The sequence below is a fragment of the Streptomyces sp. ADI95-17 genome (genome assembly GCF_003846175.1).
In the GTDB taxonomy this organism is placed as follows: Bacteria; Actinomycetota; Actinomycetes; order Streptomycetales; family Streptomycetaceae; genus Streptomyces; species Streptomyces sanglieri.
In genome coordinates, this window is sequence record NZ_ML123044.1 from 1173449 (window position 1) to 1191480 (window position 18032).

Sequence of the window (18032 nt, forward strand, 5' to 3'; positions counted from 1 at the left end):
CCCGCCGGTAGCCCCCGGCGGGCAGTCGTCAGGAAGGACGCACGCCCTCGTGGCAGCGCATCGAAAACCCAAGCAGCGCTTTTGCACCGGCCCTGCTGCCCGCACCGCGGCGACCCTCGCCCTCACCGGGGCCGCCACCGCCGCCGTACTGCCCGGCCCGGCGCACGCCGATCCGCAGCGCACCCCCGCCCAGGTCAAGGCCGAGGTGGACCGGCTGTACCACGACGCGGAGGTCGCCACCGAGCGGTACAACGGCGCGAAGGAGAAGGCGGACGCCGCCGAGGACGCCCTCGACGACCTGCGCGACGAGGCCGCCCGCAGGACCGAGCGCCTCAACACCGCGCGCGACGCGCTGGGTTCGTTCGCCGCGGCGCAGTACCGCACCGGCGGCCTCTCCACCTCCGTGCAGTTGGCGCTCTCCTCCGACCCGGACCAGTACCTGGAGCGGGCGTCGTACGCGGACCGGATCGGCGACCGCCAGGCCGCCGCGCTCGGCAAGGTCCGGCGGCAGGTCGCCCAGATCGCCACGCTGCGCTCGCAGGCCAAGGGCGAGCTGGCCGCGCTGACCTCCCGCCGGGCCGAGCTGAAGAAGCACAAGGCGACGATCACCACCAAGCTCGCCGACGCGCGGCGGCTGCTCGACCGGCTGACCCCGCCCGAGCGCACCGCCTACGAGAACACCGACCACGGCTCGACGGACGGCACGCCCTCCGCCGGACGCGCCGACCGGAACACCGCGCGCGGCGCCGTCCGGGCGCCGAACGCCCGCGCCGCCGAGGCCGTCGCCTTCGCGTACGGGGCGCTCGGCAAGCCGTACGTCTGGGGCTCCACCGGCCCCTCCTCGTTCGACTGCTCCGGGCTCACCCAGGCCGCCTGGCGCGCCGCCGGGGTCTCGCTCCCCCGGACCACGTACACCCAGATCAACGCCGGGCGGCGCGTCTCGCGTTCCGAACTCGCGCCGGGCGACCTGGTGTTCTTCTACTCCGGCATCAGCCATGTCGGGCTGTACATCGGCAACGGGCAGATGATCCACGCCCCGCGCACCGGGTCACCGGTGCGGATCGCGCCGATCGACCAAATGCCCTTCGCCGGGGCCACCCGGGTGGCATAGGCTCCCGTCTCCGATCCGGTGCAACCGGCCATCGGAGCAACCGCCTTCGGGCCGGCCCCCTCGGACCGGCCCGCCGTCGCCCAACCGGCCGGAGGACAACCCCGTATGCCCATGGACGCCGATGTCCAGACCCATGCCCGTACGCTCGCCCTGCGTTCCCCGGACCACCTCCGGATCGGGCCCTTCACGGTGCGCTACAACCCCAACTGGTCCATCAAGTACGCCAATTACGCGATACCCGACCCGGACGCGGAGCCGACGCCGGCCGATCTCGACGCGCTGGTCGCGGCGTTCCGCGAGCACGACCGGCTGCCCCGGCTGGAGTTCCTGCCCGGTTCGGCGCCCGCGGTCGAACCCGCGCTGCTCGCCGCCGGGTTCACCGTGGAGAACCGGGCCCCGGTCATGGCCTGCGCACCGGAAGAACTGCTGACGCCGAAGCCGGTGGCATCCCTCACGATCGCCGAACCGGCCACCGACGCGGAGTTCGACGCCGCCGCGCTCGTCCAGCACCACGGCTACGGCGGGACCGGCGAGCCCGAGGGCGGCGAGGCGGAGTGGCTGCGCACCGCGGCAGCCGGCGGCGGGGTCGCGGCCCTCGCCACGATCGACGGCGTACCGGTGGGCGCGGGCGGCTGCTCGGTCCCCGTCGACGGCCTCACCGAACTGGCCGGTCTCGCCGTCGCCGACGCCTACCGCCGCCGCGGCATCGGCGCCGCGCTCTCCGCCCACCTCACCGCGACCGCCTTCGGGCGCGGCTGCCGGGTGGTGTGGCTGGAGCCGGGCGACGCCGATGTGGAGCGGATCTACGCGGGCATCGGCTACCGCAGGGTCGGCGAGAAGCTGAACATCTCGCTCGACCCGGCCTGAGAGCGCCCGCCCGCCGGCTCGGACCAGCCCGCCGGCTCAGACCAGCCGTCGCGCGGTGGCCCACCGGGTCAGCTCGTGGCGGTTGGAGAGCTGGAGCTTGCGCAGCACCGCCGAGACGTGCGACTCGACCGTCTTCACCGAGATGAAGAGCTGCTTGGCGATCTCCTTGTAGGCGTAGCCGCGGGCGATCAGCCGCAGCACCTCGCGCTCGCGCTGGGTGAGGCGGTCCAGGTCCTCGTCGACCGGCGGCGCGTCCGTGGAGGCGAAGGCGTCCAGGACGAAGCCGGCCAGCCGGGGCGAGAACACCGCGTCGCCGTCCTGGACCCGGAAGACCGAGTCGACCAGGTCGGTGCCGGTGATGGTCTTGGTGACATAGCCGCGGGCGCCGCCGCGGATGACGCCGATGACGTCCTCGGCGGCGTCCGACACGGACAGCGCCAGGAACCGCACCGGCTTCTCGACGGCCCCCATCAGCGGGGCGCAGCGGCGCAGCACCTCGACGCCGCCGCCGCCGGGCAGGTGCACGTCGAGGAGGACGACCTCGGGGCGGGTCGCCGTGATGACGGTGACCGCCTGGTCGACGTCGGCGGCCTCGCCGACCACCTCGACGCCGGTCTCCTCGGTGCGGCCGATCTCGGCCTGGACGCCGGTGCGGAACATCCGGTGGTCGTCGACGAGCACGACCCGTACCCGGCGCTCCGGGCCCCCGGTCGCCTCAGTGGTCTTGGTCATCGCTCGCCCTCTCCATCTCCAGCTCGACTTCCGTGCCCCCACCGGGCACCGAACGCAGCCGCGCCGTACCGCCGTTGCGCTGCATCCGGCCGATGATCGATTCTCGTACGCCCATTCTGTCCCCCGGTACGGAGTCCAGGTCGAATCCCGGGCCCCGGTCGCGCACCGAGACGAAGACCGTGCGGCCCTCGACCTCGGCGTAGACCTGCACGGCGCCGCCCTCGCCACCGTACTTGGCGGCGTTGACCATCGCTTCGCGTGCGGCCTGCATCTGTGCGGTCAGCCTCTCGTCCAGCGGGCAGTCGCCGACGACGACCACCTCCAGCGGGACGCCGTGCTTGTCCTCGACCTCGGCTGCGGCGCGCTTGACCGCTTCGGCGAGGGTCTCGGGTTCGTCGTCCTCGTCCTTGCCGGTGCCCTCGGGGTTGTACAGCCAGTTGCGCAGTTCGCGTTCCTGGGCGCGGGCGAGCCTGCGGACCTCGCCGGAGTCCTCCGCGTTGCGCTGGATCAGGGTGAGGGTGTGCAGCACCGAGTCGTGGACGTGGGCGGCCACCTCGGCGCGCTCCTGGGCACGGATGCGCATCAGGCGTTCCTCGGAGAGGTCCTGGGTCATGCGTACGAGGTAGGGGCCGGCCAGCAGCGCGATGCCGGTGAGGACGGCGATGGCCGCGGTCAGTACGTTGCCGAGCTGGGCGGCGGAGCCGCGTACCACCATGAAGACGGCCAGGCCCAGGCCGACCAGGGCGACCCCGGCGAGCCCCCGGACCAGGTGCAGGACCCGGCGGCGGCTGCCGACCTCCATCCAGCGGGCGCGCCGGGCGTTGTCGGCCTGCCGCCACACCAGTACGGAACCGGCGCCGATCAGCAGGGTGGGCCAGATGTAGCGGTTGGCCCCGCTGCCCATGTCGACGTTGCCGACGAAGATCATGGCGCCGAAGACCAGCGCGATCAGGGCGAAGATCTGGCCCCGGTCGGGTTTGCGGAGCCGGCGGCTGCCGTCCGGGGCGGTCTCGAAGACCGAGCGGGGCGGCTCGACGCCGCCGACACCGAGCGGGACGACGATCCAGAACACGGCGTAGAGCAGCGCGCCGAGGCCGTCCGCGAAGAACAGTCCGAGGAAGACGAACCGCACCCAGACGACGGGCAGCCCGAGATGCCCGGCGAGACCGCGCGCGACGCCGCCCAGCAGCCGTCCGTCGGCGCTGCGGTAGAGCCTGCGCAGCGGCGGCTCCTCCGGGGCGGGGTTGCGGGAGCTGGTGGCTCGGGTCGTGGCGGCTGGCATGCCCCGATCGTCACATGTCCGTACGGGTGAAGGCATCAGGGTCGGCCCCCGAATCGACCCTGAGAGCCCGGTACCGGGGTGGGCCCCAGGGGTGCGGCCGGCCAATATCAGGGATCGGCCAGGGTCGGCGCGGGTCCCGGACGGGCTCCGGGCCAGTCACCATGGAGCCATGACCGTTCCCCAGGACACCTCCCCCGGTGTCGCTCCGCCCCCCGAACCGGCTCCGCTGCTGCGGCGCAGTCCGCAGCACAAGGTCGTGGCCGGGGTGTGCGGCGGGCTCGGCCGGTACTGCGACGTCGATCCGGTGATCTTCCGGATCGTGCTCGGGGTGCTGTCCGTGACCGGCGGCATCGGGCTGATCTTCTACGGCTTCGCCTGGCTGCTGGTCCCCGCGGACGGCGAGGAGGAGAACGAGGCGCGCAGGCTGCTGTCCGGCCGGGTGGAGGGGGCGTCGCTGATCGCGGTGCTGCTCGCGCTGATCGGCTGCGGTCTCTTCCTGTCGATGCTGGGCAACGGGGGCACGCTGGCGTTCTCCGCGATGCTGTCGCTCGCGGTCGTCGGCTTCGCCGTGTGGACGCAGCACCGCAGGACCGCGGCGCCCGAGGACCCGCTGCATCCGGCGACCGCGCAGGCGGTGGCGGACGCGCCCCCCGAGGTGAAGGCGCCGCCGACGCCGGGCAGCCCGTCGTGGTGGCGGGACCCGATCGTCAAGGACGGCACCTCGGGTCCGGTGGGCGCCGGCTATCTGTGGGGTCCGGCCGATGCCGCGCTCCCGGGCCGGACGGAGCGTCCCGCGGGGGCGGCCCCGAACCCGCTGCGCCGCCCGCCCCGGCGGGAGCCCGGCACCAGGGGCCCGACCTCGATCGGCGGTCTGGTCTTCCTGTTCGCGCTGATCGCGGGCGGTCTGGGCACCGGGCTGAGCTGGGAGTCGCAGCCGCTCGGTACGAGTCTGCAGTACGGCCTGGCCGCTGCGCTCGCGGTGTTCGGTCTCGGCATGCTGGTCAGCGCGTTCCTGGGGCGGACCGGGTTCGGCACGGTCATGCTGTCGATGATCACGGCCGTCCTGCTGGCGTGCGCCTCCGCGCTGCCCAAGGACATCTCCACGCAGTGGGTGCGCGAGGGGTGGCGCCCCGCGTCGGTGGCCGCCGTCCAGCCGCACTACCAGCTGGGCACCGGGGTGGCCAGGCTGGACCTCACCGGGATCACGGTCCCCCGGGGCGACACCCTCAGGACCGGGGTGGGGGTCGGGGCCGGCCGTGTGGTGGTGGTCGTGCCGAAGGAGGTGACGGTGAAGGTGGACGCGAGGTCGGGGTTCGGCGACATCACGCTGCCGGTCAGCCGGCCCGGTGAGCCCCCGGCCGCCGAGGAGCCGGCCGAGGTGGACATCAGGCCGTCGCAGAACGAGCACCGGACGCTGCCGCCGTCCCCGGGCAGCAGACCGGCGGGCACGGTCGAGCTCACTCTCGAAGTCGGTGTCGGACAGGTGGAGGTCACCCGTGCTGCGTCATGAGATCCGTCCGGGACGTGCGGTGGCGGGAGTCGTCATGCTCGCGCTGGCGGCGGGATACGCGGCGGACGCCGCGGGGCTCTGGGACGCCCCGTGGGTCTTCTTCTTCCCGCTGTTCTTCGGCGGCCTCTGGCTGGCCGCCACCGCGACCTGGGTGAACTACCGGATCCGTCGCCGCCGGGACGCCAGAAGGGCATCCGCGGAGAACGCCGCGGCCCCGCCGAGCAGCAGCGGCAGCCAGGCCATGAGGTAGACCAGGTCGTTGCCGAAGTAGTACGGCGAGACCTGCCAGCTCACGGTCAGCCACAGGCTCAGCGAGATCAGCGCCCCGCCGAGCGCGGCGAGCCGTGCCCACAGCCCGACGAGGGTGCCGAGGCCGACGAGGAGTTCACCGATGGCGATGGCGTACCCGAAGGCGCCGGGGCTCTTCAGCGCGAGGTCGACGAGGGCCGGGATCGCGGACGAGTCGCGGACCGCGTGCATGGTCTCGCCGATGGAACCGGCGCCGCTCGCCTTGAAGAAGCCGCTGTCCGTGAGCTTGTCGAGCCCGGCGTAGACGAAGGTGACGCCGAGGAAGATCCGCAGGGGCAGCAGGGCGTGCTCCCGCGCCAGGTCCCTGAGCCCCTTCGACTCCCCGAGACCGCGTACGTTCATCCCGTATCCCTGCATGTGGCTGCCCCACCTTCCGTAGACCCGTCACCTGACGATACGTAGGCGGTTGTCGGGCTGCTCACCCGGTGGGTGGTCCGGCCGGATTCCGCCGCCCGCCCGGGGGCGGGGTCGCGGGAGCGGGGGGCGCGGGGGCCGGGGTCAGTCCGTCACTTCGATCTCGACGCGGTTCGTCTCCACTCCGGCGGCGGTCACCACCTGCACCTGGACCACCCCCGGTTCGACCTCCACCGGCACCGGCACGGTCAGCACGCCGTCCGCCGGGTTGGCGAAGCCGCCGGTGACCGGGATCAGCGGCACGTGCACATGGACCCGGCCGATCCGGACGACCAGCCGGGCCAGCCGCTCCGGTGTCCCGGCGCCGGGCGGCACGAAGCCCGCGCCGCGGATCTCGATGTCGTCGCCGGTGCGGACCGGCGCGTCCAGGTCCCCGGCCTCGCGGGCCCGGACCACCGAGAGGATCACCGGGCGCCCGCCCTCCGCGTACTTCCCGGCGAAGTAGGCGAGCGCCGAGACGGTGACCAGCAGCGCCAGGCCCCAGGGCAGGTCCGGCAGCTGCTCGGGCCGACGGGCGAGGCGGACCGCGGCGAACAGCACGGCGACGGTGCTCACCAGCACGTACTGCACGTCCGTGAAGCTGCCCCGGCCCGAGTCGTCGGTGAGCAGATCGGCGGCGCGCGGCCGGACGGCCCGCAGCTTCTGGAGCCGCCCGGACAGCGTCCGTACGGTCACCACCCGGCGTACGACGACGGCGACGGCGCAGACCAGCGCGAGCACGGTCACCACCCCGGCGCCCCGGGCCAGGTCCAGCCCCTCGATCAGCTCGTCCCGCTCGGTGTGGCCGGAGGCGCCGGCCAGCTGGAGCGCCAGCACGAGGACGGAGAAGACCGCGAGCAGCACCCAGGAGGCGGCGACCGCCCGGGAGGTGGAGAGCCGGTGGTCCTCGCCGATCAGCGGGGCGAGCAGGCCGCCCCGGGCGCGGTGGACATGGGCGGCGCCGGTCAGCAGGCCCGCGGTGACGAGTCCGGCGACCAGTCCGGCCGTACGGGCGTTGGTCCAGCCCGCGCCGATGGCGGTGACGGCCTCGCCGATGACCAGCAGGGCGACGCCTGCCCACACCGCGATCAGGGTGCGCCGCCAGACCCGGTACAGCCAGGCCTCGCCCGCCTCCCTGCCCCGTTCGGCGACGGTCCTGGCGGACTGGGTCAGCTCGTCCGAGACCCACTGGCGGGTCGCCGATGCGGACTGCGCGACCCCGGGCGGCAGCCCCTGCCCGGCGGCGAGTTCGTCCCGCTTGGCCAGGAACGCGGCCACCGCGCGCCGGTGGCCCTCGCGCGCCCCGTGCGGGCAGTCACCGCACGTGCAGCCCCCGCCGTGCGTGCTGCCCGCCCTCGCCTCGTCCAACGCCACTGGGAACGCCGCCCTTTCAACCCCCGGTACAGCCAACTCGGCTGTGATTGCTGCGAATTGTGCCGTACGGAGGGGCTCGGGACCGCATCGGGGCGGTCCGTGGGCGCGGATCGCCGAAATGTGCGAAGGAATCGTCAGTACGTGCGACTGATCCGGCGCCAAAGTGGCTGGTAGTTGATCCAGGCCACCAGGTCGCTGCCCAGTTGTTCACGGGTGGCGAGCGCGTCCGGGTGCTCGATCGGCACCGGCTTCCCGGCCGCCCGCGCGGCCAGCTGCACCTGGCAGGAGCGCTCCAGCGCGATGAACCACCAGGCGGCCGCGTCCACCGAATCGCCGACGGTCAGCAGCCCGTGATTGCGCAGCACGATCGCCTTGTGCCCGCCGAGCGCGGCGGCGATCCGGCGCCCCTCGTCCTCGTCCACGACGACCCCGGTGTAGGCGTCGTACAGCACATGGTCCTCGTAGAAGGCGCAGGACTCCTGGGTGATCGGCTCGATGAGCTCGCCGAGCGCGGACAGGGCCCGCCCGTGCAGGGAGTGGGTGTGGGCGACTGCGACGACGTCCGGGCGGGCCCGGTGCACCTGTGCGTGGACGGCGAACGCCGCCTGGTTGACGTGGTGGCGCCCCTCGACGACCTGGCCCTCGCCGTTGACCAGGATCAGTTCGTCCGGCGCCAGTCCGGCGAACGGGGCCCCGAAGGGGTTGACCCAGAAGCAGTCGGCGAATTCCGGGTCGCGTGCGGTGATGTGACCGGAGACGCCGTCCTCGTACCCGAACTCACCGAACAGCCGGAGCGCCCCGGCCAGCCGTTCCTTGCGGTGCGCCCGCTCGTCGGCCACGGACTCGTGGACGGGCGGCAGCGCGAAGTGGAGCTGGTCCACGGGTATGGGTGTGGGCTCGGACATGGCGGCTCCTCGGGGCTCCCAGGGCGTACGGGATCGGAAGTTACCGCCGGTTGCCGCAAGTGGCCAGGGGTGCGGGACGCCCGGCCGGTACGACGATGCCGCCGCTCGGCGGGCGAGCGGCGGCATCGGTGTCGACCCGGGGTCAGGCGGGGCCCGACGGGAGGGTCACTCCCACTCGATGGTGCCCGGCGGCTTGCTCGTCACGTCGAGCACGACGCGGTTGACGTCGGCCACCTCGTTGGTGATGCGGGTGGAGATCCGGGCGAGGGTCTCGTACGGCAGGCGCGACCAGTCGGCCGTCATGGCGTCCTCGGAGGAGACCGGACGGAGCACGATCGGGTGGCCGTAGGTGCGGCCGTCGCCCTGGACGCCGACCGAGCGGACATCGGCGAGCAGGACCACCGGGCACTGCCAGATGTCGCGGTCCAGGCCGGCCGCGGTCAGCTCCTCGCGGGCGATGGCGTCGGCCTCGCGGAGCAGGTCGAGCCGCTCCTTGGTGACCTCGCCGACGATCCGGATGCCGAGGCCGGGGCCGGGGAACGGCTGGCGCTGGACGATCTCCTCGGGCAGGCCGAGCTCCTGGCCGACCATCCGGACCTCGTCCTTGAACAGCTGTCGCAGCGGCTCGACGAGCGAGAACTCGATGTCCTCGGGGAGGCCGCCCACGTTGTGGTGCGACTTGATGTTGGCGGTGCCGGTGCCGCCGCCGGACTCGACGACGTCCGGGTAGAGCGTGCCCTGGACGAGGAAGGCGACTTCCTCGCCGCCCGCGGCGCCCTCGGCGATGATCTCGGCCTGGGCCTGCTCGAAGACCCGGATGAACTCGCGGCCGATGATCTTCCGCTTCTGCTCCGGGTCGGAGACTCCGGCCAGCGCGGTCAGGAAGCGCTCCTCGGCGTCGACGACCTTCAGCTGGACGCCGGTGGCGGCCACGAAGTCCTTCTCGACCTGCTCGGTCTCGCCCTTGCGCATCAGACCGTGGTCAACGTACACGCAGGTCAGCTGGGAGCCGATGGCCTTCTGCACGAGGGCCGCGGCGACCGCCGAGTCCACTCCGCCGGACAGGCCGCAGATGGCGCGCTTGGTGCCGACCTGCTCGCGGATCAGCGCGATCTGCTCCTCGACCACATTGGTCGTGGTCCAGGTCGGCTCGATGCCGGCGCCCCGGTAGAGGAAGTGCTCCAGGACCTGCTGGCCGTGCGTGGAGTGCAGGACCTCGGGGTGGTACTGGACGCCGTAGAGCCTCTTCTCGTCGTTCTCGAAGGCGGCGACCGGTACGACGTCGGTGGACGCGGTGACCGTGAAGCCCTCGGGGGCGGCGGAGCAGGCGTCGCCGTGCGACATCCAGACCGACTGCTCGGCGGGGGTGCCCTCGAAGAGCGTGGAGCCGCTCTTGGAGACGGTGAGCGGGGTACGGCCGTACTCACGGGCACCGTTGTCGTCGACGGTGCCGCCGAGCGTGGTGGCCATCAGCTGGAAGCCGTAGCACATGCCGAAGACCGGGACCCCGGCCTCGAACAGCGCGCGGTCGAGGGACGGGGCGCCCTCGGCGTACACCGAGGAGGGGCCGCCGGACAGGATGATCGCCCGGGGGTTCTTGGCCAGCATCTCGGCCACCGGCATGGTGGACGGGACGATCTCGCTGTAGACCCGGGCCTCACGGACGCGTCGGGCGATGAGCTGGGCGTACTGCGCGCCGAAGTCGACAACGAGGACCACGTCGGTGGTGGTGTCGGGGGCGGCGGGGGGTGCTGCTGGCACGGGCGGCCTTCCGGCGGTGAAGGGGGGTCTGTTTTGTCGATTCTACCGGGGTTGCGGAGTCCGCCGTCGTCCCGCCCGTACGGGGGTGCGGGGACCGCCGTCCCCGGATACGGCGTCTCAGCATCCGGTCGCCGTGTTGGTCCGCCCGCGGCGGCCGGGCCATACTGGTTCCATGCTTCAGCACACGACCTTCGTCTTTACCTATGGCACCCGGCCCGCCGGCTGCCATGGTCGTGCTGCTTGATCCACTGACAAGCAACGTTCCAGGCGCCCCGGGCCGAAAGGCCCGGGGCGCCTTGGCGTTACGGACCGGCCGGCCTCGGGGACCACACACCACGAGGAGTCACCACCATGACCAGCACCGCCCCCGCGAAGAACACCACCGGGAAGACCGCCGCTGAGAAGACCGGCGCGCACACCGAGGAGGCCGCCGCGCTGATCGACGACGCGCGGGCCCGGATCGACACCCTCGACGACCGGATCATCGGGCTCGTCCAGGAGCGGATGGCCGTCTCGGCGGTCATCCAGGAGGCCCGGATCACCTCCGGCGGCCGCCGGATCAGCCTCTCCCGCGAGATGGAGATCCTCGGCTCGTACCGGGACGCGCTCGGCAGGCCCGGCACCTCCCTCGCCATGACGCTGCTGGAGCTGTGCCGCGGCCGGGCGTGACACCCCGGGGGCCGGGGGTACTCCGGCGTATCCCAGTTCGGGCCGACTCTCACCCGTACGGCGCGTGACCGGGTCCGGCGCGGCTTCGTTGGTCCCGGTGTCCGTGCCAGCCAGGGGCGGCTCCGGAAAGAAACCACGTGTGGCTCCGCTGGAGCGTGTGGCGTACCGCAGGTACGCCGTGGGACCGCGCCCCGGCGTGCGTGACCGGTCGGCAGGGGACAGCAGCCCGGTCACCCCAGGAAACGGCCGGCTTCGGGGACGCCCGGGGCCGGCCGTTTCCGGTCTGGATCCAGGTGGAATCCGGTCGAAGCGGCCCGCGCGACGCGCGCCGTGTCCCGGCGCAGACGTACGAGGGCCCCGCCGGCCCGCTCCCGGTCCGCAGGGCCCTTTCCCCTGCCCCGGGCCGCCCTCCGCGTGAGTGGCGTCACATAAGTGTTCTGTGAGCATCCGGACAACCATTGCGGCAGACCACGGGTCAATCATGCGGAACCACCGGCCCCGCTCGTGCCCGCCGCGCGACGGGCCGGTCCCGAAACCCGTATCGCCCATCGCGGTGCGCCGGACTCCCGAGGTCACCTTGAAGCTTCGCCGAACCCTGGCGCTCGCCGCCGCCGCGGCAGTCATCACCCCTGCCGCGGTCCTGGCCGCTCCCGCCGCGTTCGCCGTGACGACGGACGGGACCGCTGCCGCCGAGACCACCGTCCCGCCCTCGCCGAGCGACTCAGGACCGCCGGAGACCGAGCCGGCCCCGGCCGACTCCGAGTCCGCGTCCACGCCCGCCGAGGACCCCGCCGGGGAGACCGGCGAGCCCGGTCCGCCCGAGACCCCCGGGGCCGCCGAGAGCTCCGCTCCGGCGCCGGACGAGACCCCCGGAGCGACCCCCGGCGACTCGGCGAGCGCCTCGGCGTCCGCGTCCGCCTCCCCGTCGGAGTCCGAGGGCCCGGCGGAGCCGGCGCAGTGCGCCAAGTCCGACCTGGACATCTCCGTCAACGGCCTGCCCGGACGGATCGCCCGGGGCAGCGGCTGGCACAAGTTCAAGATGAACGTCTACAACTCCTCGAAGTCCGCCGTGAAGGAGATCGACTACTTCGCGGGCGCCTCCTCCGACAAGCAGGGCAACGACCTCTTCCGCTCGAAGAAGGTCAGCCTCCAGGCCCTCGACCCGGAGACCGGCAGGTGGGTGGAGCTCAGCGAGGACGGCCGCGCGGTCGGTTACGTCGGCCGGTCCGACGAGATCCCCGCGGGCTACGAGGTCGACATCCCGCTGCGCATCAATGTGCGGCCGACCGCCCCCGTAGGCGCCGGCTTCACGCTCGGTGCCGGTCTGTACGTGGGTGACGAGGACTGCGTGGGCGTCAGCGACGTCGCGTACAGGTTCAAGATCGTGAAGTCCGGCGGCAGCGGCTCGACACCGCAGACCGGTGGCAGCGCCCCGGTCCCGGCCGCGAAGCCGGCCGACAACCCGGCGGGCAAGGTGTCCGGCAGCCTCGCGGAGACCGGTTCGTCCTCCGCGCTGCCGGTGTTCGCCACCGCGGGCGGCGCGGCCGTGGTACTCGGCGCGGGCGCGATGTTCATCGTGCGGCGCCGCAGGAGCGGTGATGCCGGCGCGTGACGCGTCCGGCTCGCCGTGAGCATGGAGGGGCTGCACTCGGAGGGGGGTGCAGCCCCTTTCTGCTGTCCCGATCGGCTAGGACTCCTGTGGCTTCTTCGGCGGTACGGACGGCAGCCCGAGGAACGGCAGCTTCAGCGCGCCGAACGCCTCCTTCGGCACGGCCGGTGACCGCGGCTCGACCGCGGCCAGCCGCTCGTACGCCTCGCCCTGCGCCGGACGCGGGTCCGCCTCGCCCTTGTTGGGCCACAGCGACATGGCGCGCTCGGCCTGCGCGGTGATGGTGAGCGACGGGTTGACGCCGAGGTTCGCGGAGACCGCCGAACCGTCGACCACCGAGATGCCGGGGTGTCCGTAGAGCCGGTGGTACGGGTCGATCACCCCGTCGTCGGCGGTGGCGCCGATGGGGCAGCCGCCCAGGAAGTGCGCGGTGAGCGGGGTGCCCATCAGCTCGCCCACGTTCGAACCGGCGAAGCCGTTGATCTCCTCGGCGAGCAGTGTGGCGCTGCGCGTCGCCGCCTCGATCTGGGTCGGGTTGGGCGCGCCGTGCCCCTGCCGGGCGGTGAGCAGGCCCTTCCCCACGCCGCCCGGCTTGCGGTACGTCGTCAGGGAGTTGTCGAGCGACTGCATGACCAGCCCGATGATGGTCCGTTCCGACCAGCGGCGGTTGGAGAGCGACCGGGCCGCGAGCGTGGGGTGCTTGACCAGTTCGAGCAGCCACCTGCGCACCCGGTGCGCGCCGTACGGCACCTGGAGGACGGTCAGCGCGCCCATCGAGTTGGAGCCCTTGCCGTATCGGACCGGCTCGATGTGGGTGTTCTCGTCCGGGTGGATCGAGGAGGTGATGGCGACGCCCCGGGTGAAGTCGGCCCGCGCGGTCCCGTGCTTCTTCCGGTAGCGCCGGTCGCTGGTCTGCGAGCCGACCAGGCCCTCGGAGTTGGTACGGGTCAGCTCGCCGAGCCGGGACGAGATCCGGGGCAGCAGGCCGGTGTCCTTCATCCGGTGCAGCAGGGTCTGGGTGCCGTACGTGCCCGCGGCGACGACGACCTCGCGGGCGGTGAACGTGCGGCCCTTGCCCTTCTTCCGGTTGTCGGTGGGGAGGGTCTTGACCGCGTAGCCGCCCCGGGAGTTCTCGGTGACCGCGACGACCGAGGTCATCGGGTGGACGACCGCGCCCGCCTTCTGAGCGAGGTGGAGGTAGTTCTCGTTCAGGGTGTTCTTCGCGCCGTGTCGGCAGCCGGTCATGCATTCGCCGCACTCGGTGCAGGCCTTGCGGGAGGGCCCCGCCCCGCCGAAGAACGGGTCGGGCACCTCGCCGCCCGGCCGGGCCTTCGCCGTGCCGTCGCCGTCCTCGCCGTCCCCGAAGAAGACGCCGACCGGCGCCATGTGGAACGTGTCGCCGATGCCCATGGCCTGCGCGGTCGCCTTCAGGTGGACGTCCGACGGGGTCATGGTCGGATTGAGCCGGACCCCCAGCATCCGCTTGGCCTGGTCGTAGTACGGGCCCAGCTCCTCGCGCCAGTCGGTGATGTCCTTCCACTGCGGGTCGTCGAAGAACGGCGCGAGCGGCTCGTACAGGGTGTTGGCGTAGTTCAGCGAACCGCCGCCGACGCCCGCGCCCGCCAGCACCATGACGTTGCCCAGCAGGTGGATGCGCTGGATGCCGTACAGACCGAGCGTCGGGGCCCACAGGAAGTTCTTCAGGTCCCAGGAGTTCCTGGGCAGTTCGGACCGGGTGAAGCGGCGGCCCGCCTCCAGCACCCCGACGCGGTACCCCTTCTCGGTCAGCCGCAGCGCCGACACCGCACCGCCGAAGCCCGAGCCGACCACGAGTACGTCGTAGTCGTAGGCGTCGTCGTCGGTCTTCTCCGGGGCGACGGGCCGATTCTGGGCAGGGCTGTCCTGGGACATGGCTCTCCTCGGTGCGAAACGGTCGGAAAGTGCTGCGGTACCGGGAAGTGCCGCGGTACCCGGTGTCAGCGCAGGCGGAGCGCCTTCATCGCCTTGAGGCTGACGCTCATGAACGCCGCGTACTTCTCGTCGTCCATCCCGAAGGACGGGGCGAGCGGGATCAGCCGCTGCTGGGCGACGGTCTGCGCCTCGGTGTACTTGAGGATGCCCTCGGAGCCGTGCCGGCGGCCGAGGCCGGAGTCCTTCATGCCGCCCATCGGGGACTGCACGCTTCCGTACGCGGGGGCGTACCCCTCGTTGATGTTGACCGTGCCGGTGCGCAGCCGGGCGGCGACCCGGTGGCCGCGCCTGGAGTCCTTGGTCCAGACGCTGGAGTTCAGGCCGTACGGAGTGGCGTTGGCGAGGTCCACGACCTCGTCCTCGTCGGTGAAGCGGTAGATGGAGACGACCGGGCCGAAGGTCTCCTCGCCGCACACCGCCATCGGCACCTCGACGCCGTCGAGGATGGTCGGCTCGTAGAACAGTGGGCCGATGTCGGGGCGGGCGACACCGCCCGCGACGAGCCTGGCGCCCTTCTCGACGGCCTCCGCGACATGCCGGGTGACGGTCTCCAGCTGGCGCTCGCCGACCAGGGAGCCCATGTCGGCGCCGTAGGCGAGGGAGTTGCCGAGCCGCATGGCCTTCGTACGGGCCGCGAAACGGGCCACGAAGTCGTCGGCGATCGACTCGTGGACGTACAGCCGCTCGATGGAGATGCAGAGCTGGCCGGCGGAGGAGAAGCAGGCGCGGACGGCGCCCGCGGCGGCCTTCTCCACGTCGGCGTCCTTCAGGACCAGCATGGCGTTCTTGCCGCCGAGCTCCAGCGAGACGCCGACGAGCCGGGCCGCCGCGCCCTGCGCCACCTCGCGGCCGGTGCGGGTGGAGCCGGTGAACGAGACGTAGTCGGCGTGCTTGACGACCTCGGGGCCGACGACCGGGCCCTCGCCCAGGACGACCTGGAAGACCTCGGCGGGCAGTCCGGCCTCGATCAGCAGGTCACGGGCCCACAGCGCGGTCAGCGCGGTCTCCGTGTCGGGCTTCATCACGACGGCGTTGCCGGAGACGAACGCGGGCAGCGCGTCGCCCACGGACAGCTCGAACGGGTAGTTCCACGGTGCGATCTGGCCGATGACGCCGCGCGGCTGGCGCAGCTCGGTGACCTTGGTGAGGGTCGGCACGACCCCGGTGTGCCGCTTCGGCTTCAGGTACGAGCCGGCCTTGCGCCCGTAGTGGCGGGCCGCGACGGCGACGGCCTGCACCTCTTCGTGGGCGTGCAGCCGGGCCTTGCCGGTCTCCAGCTGGATGAGGTCGAGCACCTCGGCCTGGCGGCTGAGCACCAGGTCGTGGAAGCGGAGCAGTACGGCGGCCCTGGCGCGGACGGGGGTCGCGGCCCAGGCGGGCTGGGCGGCGCGGGCCCGCTCGAAGGCGCTCGCCACGTCCTCGGGGGTGGACTCCGGCAGGTCGGCCAGCTTCTCCCCGGTGAAGGGGGTGTGGTTGGCCGTACGGCCCGAACCGGCCACGCCCCGGGTCAGCTGGGCGACCACCTCGGGTGTCACCACATCGGCGGCGGTGCGTACGCCCGCGGGGGCGGCGGCCACCGGGTTGGTGCCGACCGGGGCTGCGGAGGTGGATGTGGAGGCCTGCGAGTCCGTCATGAGGGCGAGAGTACGTCCAGCCGCACACTTTGGGTACCCGTGGGTAACGGGTTTTCACAGTCCCCACAAACGAGCCAGCGATCACTGGCAACAAAGCCCCTGATCAGGAGCCCTGCCGTTACGACGGGGTCCGGCAGGGCCCTGCCGGGGTCAGCCGGAGCTGTCCGGCGGACGCCATCCGCGCAGCATCGTGTCGAACTGTGCCCGGGTCGTGTCCCAGTCCTCCGCCGGGCCCGTCATGTACAGCGCGTACTCGGGACCGCCCTCCTCGCCGAAGTACATCTGGTCGATGGCGTGGCGCGGGCCCGGATGGTCCTTGGTCTCGGTCCAGGTGAACTCCCAGAGCGAACCCGGCCGGTCCCGGTACGTGTTGGAGTGCAGGGTCTTGCGCTCGTAGCCGGGCAGCCGTTTGGCGAGCTGGGGCTCCAGGCTCGTCACCATGTGCATGTACGGGTTCTCGAAGTCGGGCGCCGGGTCGATGCTGATCCGGATGTAGTGCACGCCGTTGTCCGGGGTGTAGTCGATCTGGTTGCCGTCCGCCCGGCGCTCCCAGCCCTCGGGCACGGTCAGGCTGAAGCCCTCGGGGTCGTCCACCCGCTTCCAGCCGTCGGGCACGTCCTTCACCGGCTTGTCGGGCTTCGCCGAGGGCGGGGTCTTGCCGTCGGACTTCCGGTCGGAATCGCCATCGGAACTGCCGTCGGACTTGCCGTCGGACTTGCCGTCGGGCCTGCCGGGGTCGACGCGTGCGTGCGTGCCCGTGCCGCCGCTGGTGGTGGTGTCGTCCGACCCGTCCCCCAGCTTCATCGCGGCGAGCCCCGCGCCGCCGCCGACCAGCGCCGCGGCCGCGATGACCAGGACCGCGGTGCGCCAGCGGCTGCGGCTCCGCCGGGGCGCCGGGGCCGGGGCAGGTGCCGGGGGCACCGGGTGGGGCAGTTGGGTGGTTCCGGGCCCGGCGGGGCCGTCCGGACCCAGCGAGCGCAGGACCTCGTCGGGAACGCTCTGCGTCGGCACGAACGCCTGGGCGGCCACGGGCGCGCGGCCCTCCATGGCGTCCAGCAGCATCCGTTCCGTCTCCGCGGCGGACGGGCGCTCGTCCGGCTCCTTGCGGAGCAGCGCGGTGATCACGGGGGCCAGCGGACCCGCCCGCCCGGGCGGCGGGGGTTCATCGGCGACGACGGCCTGCATGGTGGAGATCGGGGACGTACGGCGGAACGGCGAGCGGCCCTCGACCGCGGTGTAGAGCGTCGCGCCGAGCGACCACAGGTCGGAGGCCGGCCCCGGGTCGCCGCCGCGCACCCGCTCGGGCGCCAGGTAGTCGATGGAGCCGACCAGTTCACCGGTCCTGGTGATGGTCGAGTCGCCCTCGATGGCGGCGATCCCGAAGTCGGTGAGCAACACCTGGCCGTCCTTGGCGAGGAGCACGTTGCCGGGCTTCACGTCACGGTGCAGGACCCCCGCCCCGTGCGCGGCACGCAGGGCGCTCAGCACGTGGAGGCCGATCCTGGCGGCCTCGCGCGGCTCGATCTCGCCGGATTCCTTGGCGGCGTCGGCGAGGGAGGGGCCGTCGACGTACTGCATGACGATCCAGGGCCGGTTGTCGTACTCGATCACGTCGTGCACGGTGACCACGCCCGGGTGGGTGATCCGTGCGGCCGCGCGGGCCTCCTTCTGTGTGCGGGCGTGCAGCACGATCCGGTCCGCCTCCGCGACGTACAGACCGGCGGTCAACTCCTTGACCGCGACCGTGCGGTGCAGCACCTCGTCGTGGGCGCGCCAGACCTTGCCCATGCCGCCGCGCCCGAGAACCTCGCCCAGCCGGTACCTGCCGGCCAGCACCAGTCCCGCGTCCGTGCCCTGTGATCGATCCACGTAATCCCCGCCCCGTTCCTCGGGTGCCAGATTACG

Annotated in this window: 14 protein-coding genes; 5 read left to right on the top strand and 9 right to left on the bottom strand. The window is 72.7% G+C overall.

Annotated features, from left to right (window positions below; all coding sequences use genetic code 11):
* Positions 1 to 49: 49 nt before the first annotated feature.
* Complete coding sequence (locus EES42_RS05115) at positions 50 to 1111, top strand: C40 family peptidase (RefSeq protein ID WP_124716870.1); 1062 nt, start codon at positions 50 to 52, stop codon at positions 1109 to 1111.
* Between the two features lie 105 nt (positions 1112 to 1216).
* Positions 1217 to 1978 (top strand): GNAT family N-acetyltransferase, encoded by a 762-nt coding sequence (locus EES42_RS05120; protein WP_124716871.1) that lies wholly within the window; start codon positions 1217 to 1219, stop codon positions 1976 to 1978.
* Between the two features lie 36 nt (positions 1979 to 2014).
* On the opposite strand, the gene EES42_RS05125 is transcribed toward EES42_RS05120, so the two are convergent.
* The gene (locus EES42_RS05125) at positions 2015 to 2710 is read right to left on the bottom strand and encodes a LuxR C-terminal-related transcriptional regulator (protein ID WP_124716872.1); all 696 of its coding nucleotides are present in this window, start codon (positions 2708 to 2710) and stop codon (positions 2015 to 2017) included.
* Positions 2694 to 3992, bottom strand: a complete 1299-nt coding sequence (locus EES42_RS05130) for an ATP-binding protein (protein WP_124716873.1) — start codon at positions 3990 to 3992, stop codon at positions 2694 to 2696. Before EES42_RS05130 ends, EES42_RS05125 begins: the two co-directional genes overlap by 17 nt.
* A 169-nt stretch (positions 3993 to 4161) precedes the next feature.
* On the opposite strand from EES42_RS05130, the gene EES42_RS05135 reads away from it, so the two are divergent.
* Positions 4162 to 5502, top strand: coding sequence for a PspC domain-containing protein (locus EES42_RS05135; protein ID WP_124716874.1), 1341 nt, complete (start codon positions 4162 to 4164; stop codon positions 5500 to 5502).
* A gap of 156 nt (positions 5503 to 5658) precedes the next feature.
* Here EES42_RS05135 and EES42_RS05145 read toward each other — a convergent pair whose 3' ends face one another.
* The 4 genes from EES42_RS05145 to guaA all read right to left on the bottom strand — a co-directional run bounded on the left by EES42_RS05145 (position 5659) and on the right by guaA (position 10244).
* Entirely contained in the window at positions 5659 to 6168 is a 510-nt protein-coding gene (locus tag EES42_RS05145; RefSeq protein WP_124716876.1) for a DoxX family protein, read from the bottom strand.
* A gap of 141 nt (positions 6169 to 6309) precedes the next feature.
* Positions 6310 to 7578, bottom strand: a complete 1269-nt coding sequence (locus EES42_RS05150; RefSeq protein WP_164495165.1) for a hypothetical protein — start codon at positions 7576 to 7578, stop codon at positions 6310 to 6312.
* 134 nt (positions 7579 to 7712) lie between these two features.
* Positions 7713 to 8483 (bottom strand): class II aldolase/adducin family protein, encoded by a 771-nt coding sequence (locus EES42_RS05155; RefSeq protein WP_124716877.1) that lies wholly within the window; start codon positions 8481 to 8483, stop codon positions 7713 to 7715.
* Positions 8484 to 8648: 165 nt separating this feature from the next.
* Positions 8649 to 10244 carry a glutamine-hydrolyzing GMP synthase gene (gene guaA / locus EES42_RS05160; RefSeq protein WP_124716878.1) on the bottom strand — a complete coding sequence of 532 codons (1596 nt, stop codon included), beginning with the start codon at positions 10242 to 10244 and terminating at the stop codon, positions 8649 to 8651.
* A gap of 351 nt (positions 10245 to 10595) precedes the next feature.
* On the opposite strand from guaA, the gene EES42_RS05165 reads away from it, so the two are divergent.
* Positions 10596 to 10913: a chorismate mutase gene (locus EES42_RS05165; protein WP_124716879.1), complete on the top strand. Its 318-nt coding sequence runs from the start codon at positions 10596 to 10598 to the stop codon at positions 10911 to 10913.
* A gap of 577 nt (positions 10914 to 11490) precedes the next feature.
* The gene (locus EES42_RS45565) at positions 11491 to 12525 is read left to right on the top strand and encodes an LAETG motif-containing sortase-dependent surface protein (RefSeq protein WP_206433371.1); all 1035 of its coding nucleotides are present in this window, start codon (positions 11491 to 11493) and stop codon (positions 12523 to 12525) included.
* A 75-nt stretch (positions 12526 to 12600) separates the two neighbouring features.
* Here the strand turns inward: EES42_RS45565 and EES42_RS05180 are convergent, their stop codons facing one another.
* The 3 genes from EES42_RS05180 to EES42_RS05190 all read right to left on the bottom strand — a co-directional run bounded on the left by EES42_RS05180 (position 12601) and on the right by EES42_RS05190 (position 17996).
* The gene (locus EES42_RS05180; protein ID WP_124716882.1) at positions 12601 to 14433 is read right to left on the bottom strand and encodes a GMC family oxidoreductase; all 1833 of its coding nucleotides are present in this window, start codon (positions 14431 to 14433) and stop codon (positions 12601 to 12603) included.
* Between the two features lie 65 nt (positions 14434 to 14498).
* The gene (locus EES42_RS05185; protein ID WP_124716883.1) at positions 14499 to 16127 is read right to left on the bottom strand and encodes a succinic semialdehyde dehydrogenase; all 1629 of its coding nucleotides are present in this window, start codon (positions 16125 to 16127) and stop codon (positions 14499 to 14501) included.
* Positions 16128 to 16277: 150 nt separating this feature from the next.
* Positions 16278 to 17996 (bottom strand): serine/threonine-protein kinase, encoded by a 1719-nt coding sequence (locus EES42_RS05190; protein ID WP_164495166.1) that lies wholly within the window; start codon positions 17994 to 17996, stop codon positions 16278 to 16280.
* Positions 17997 to 18032: the final 36 nt, after the last annotated feature.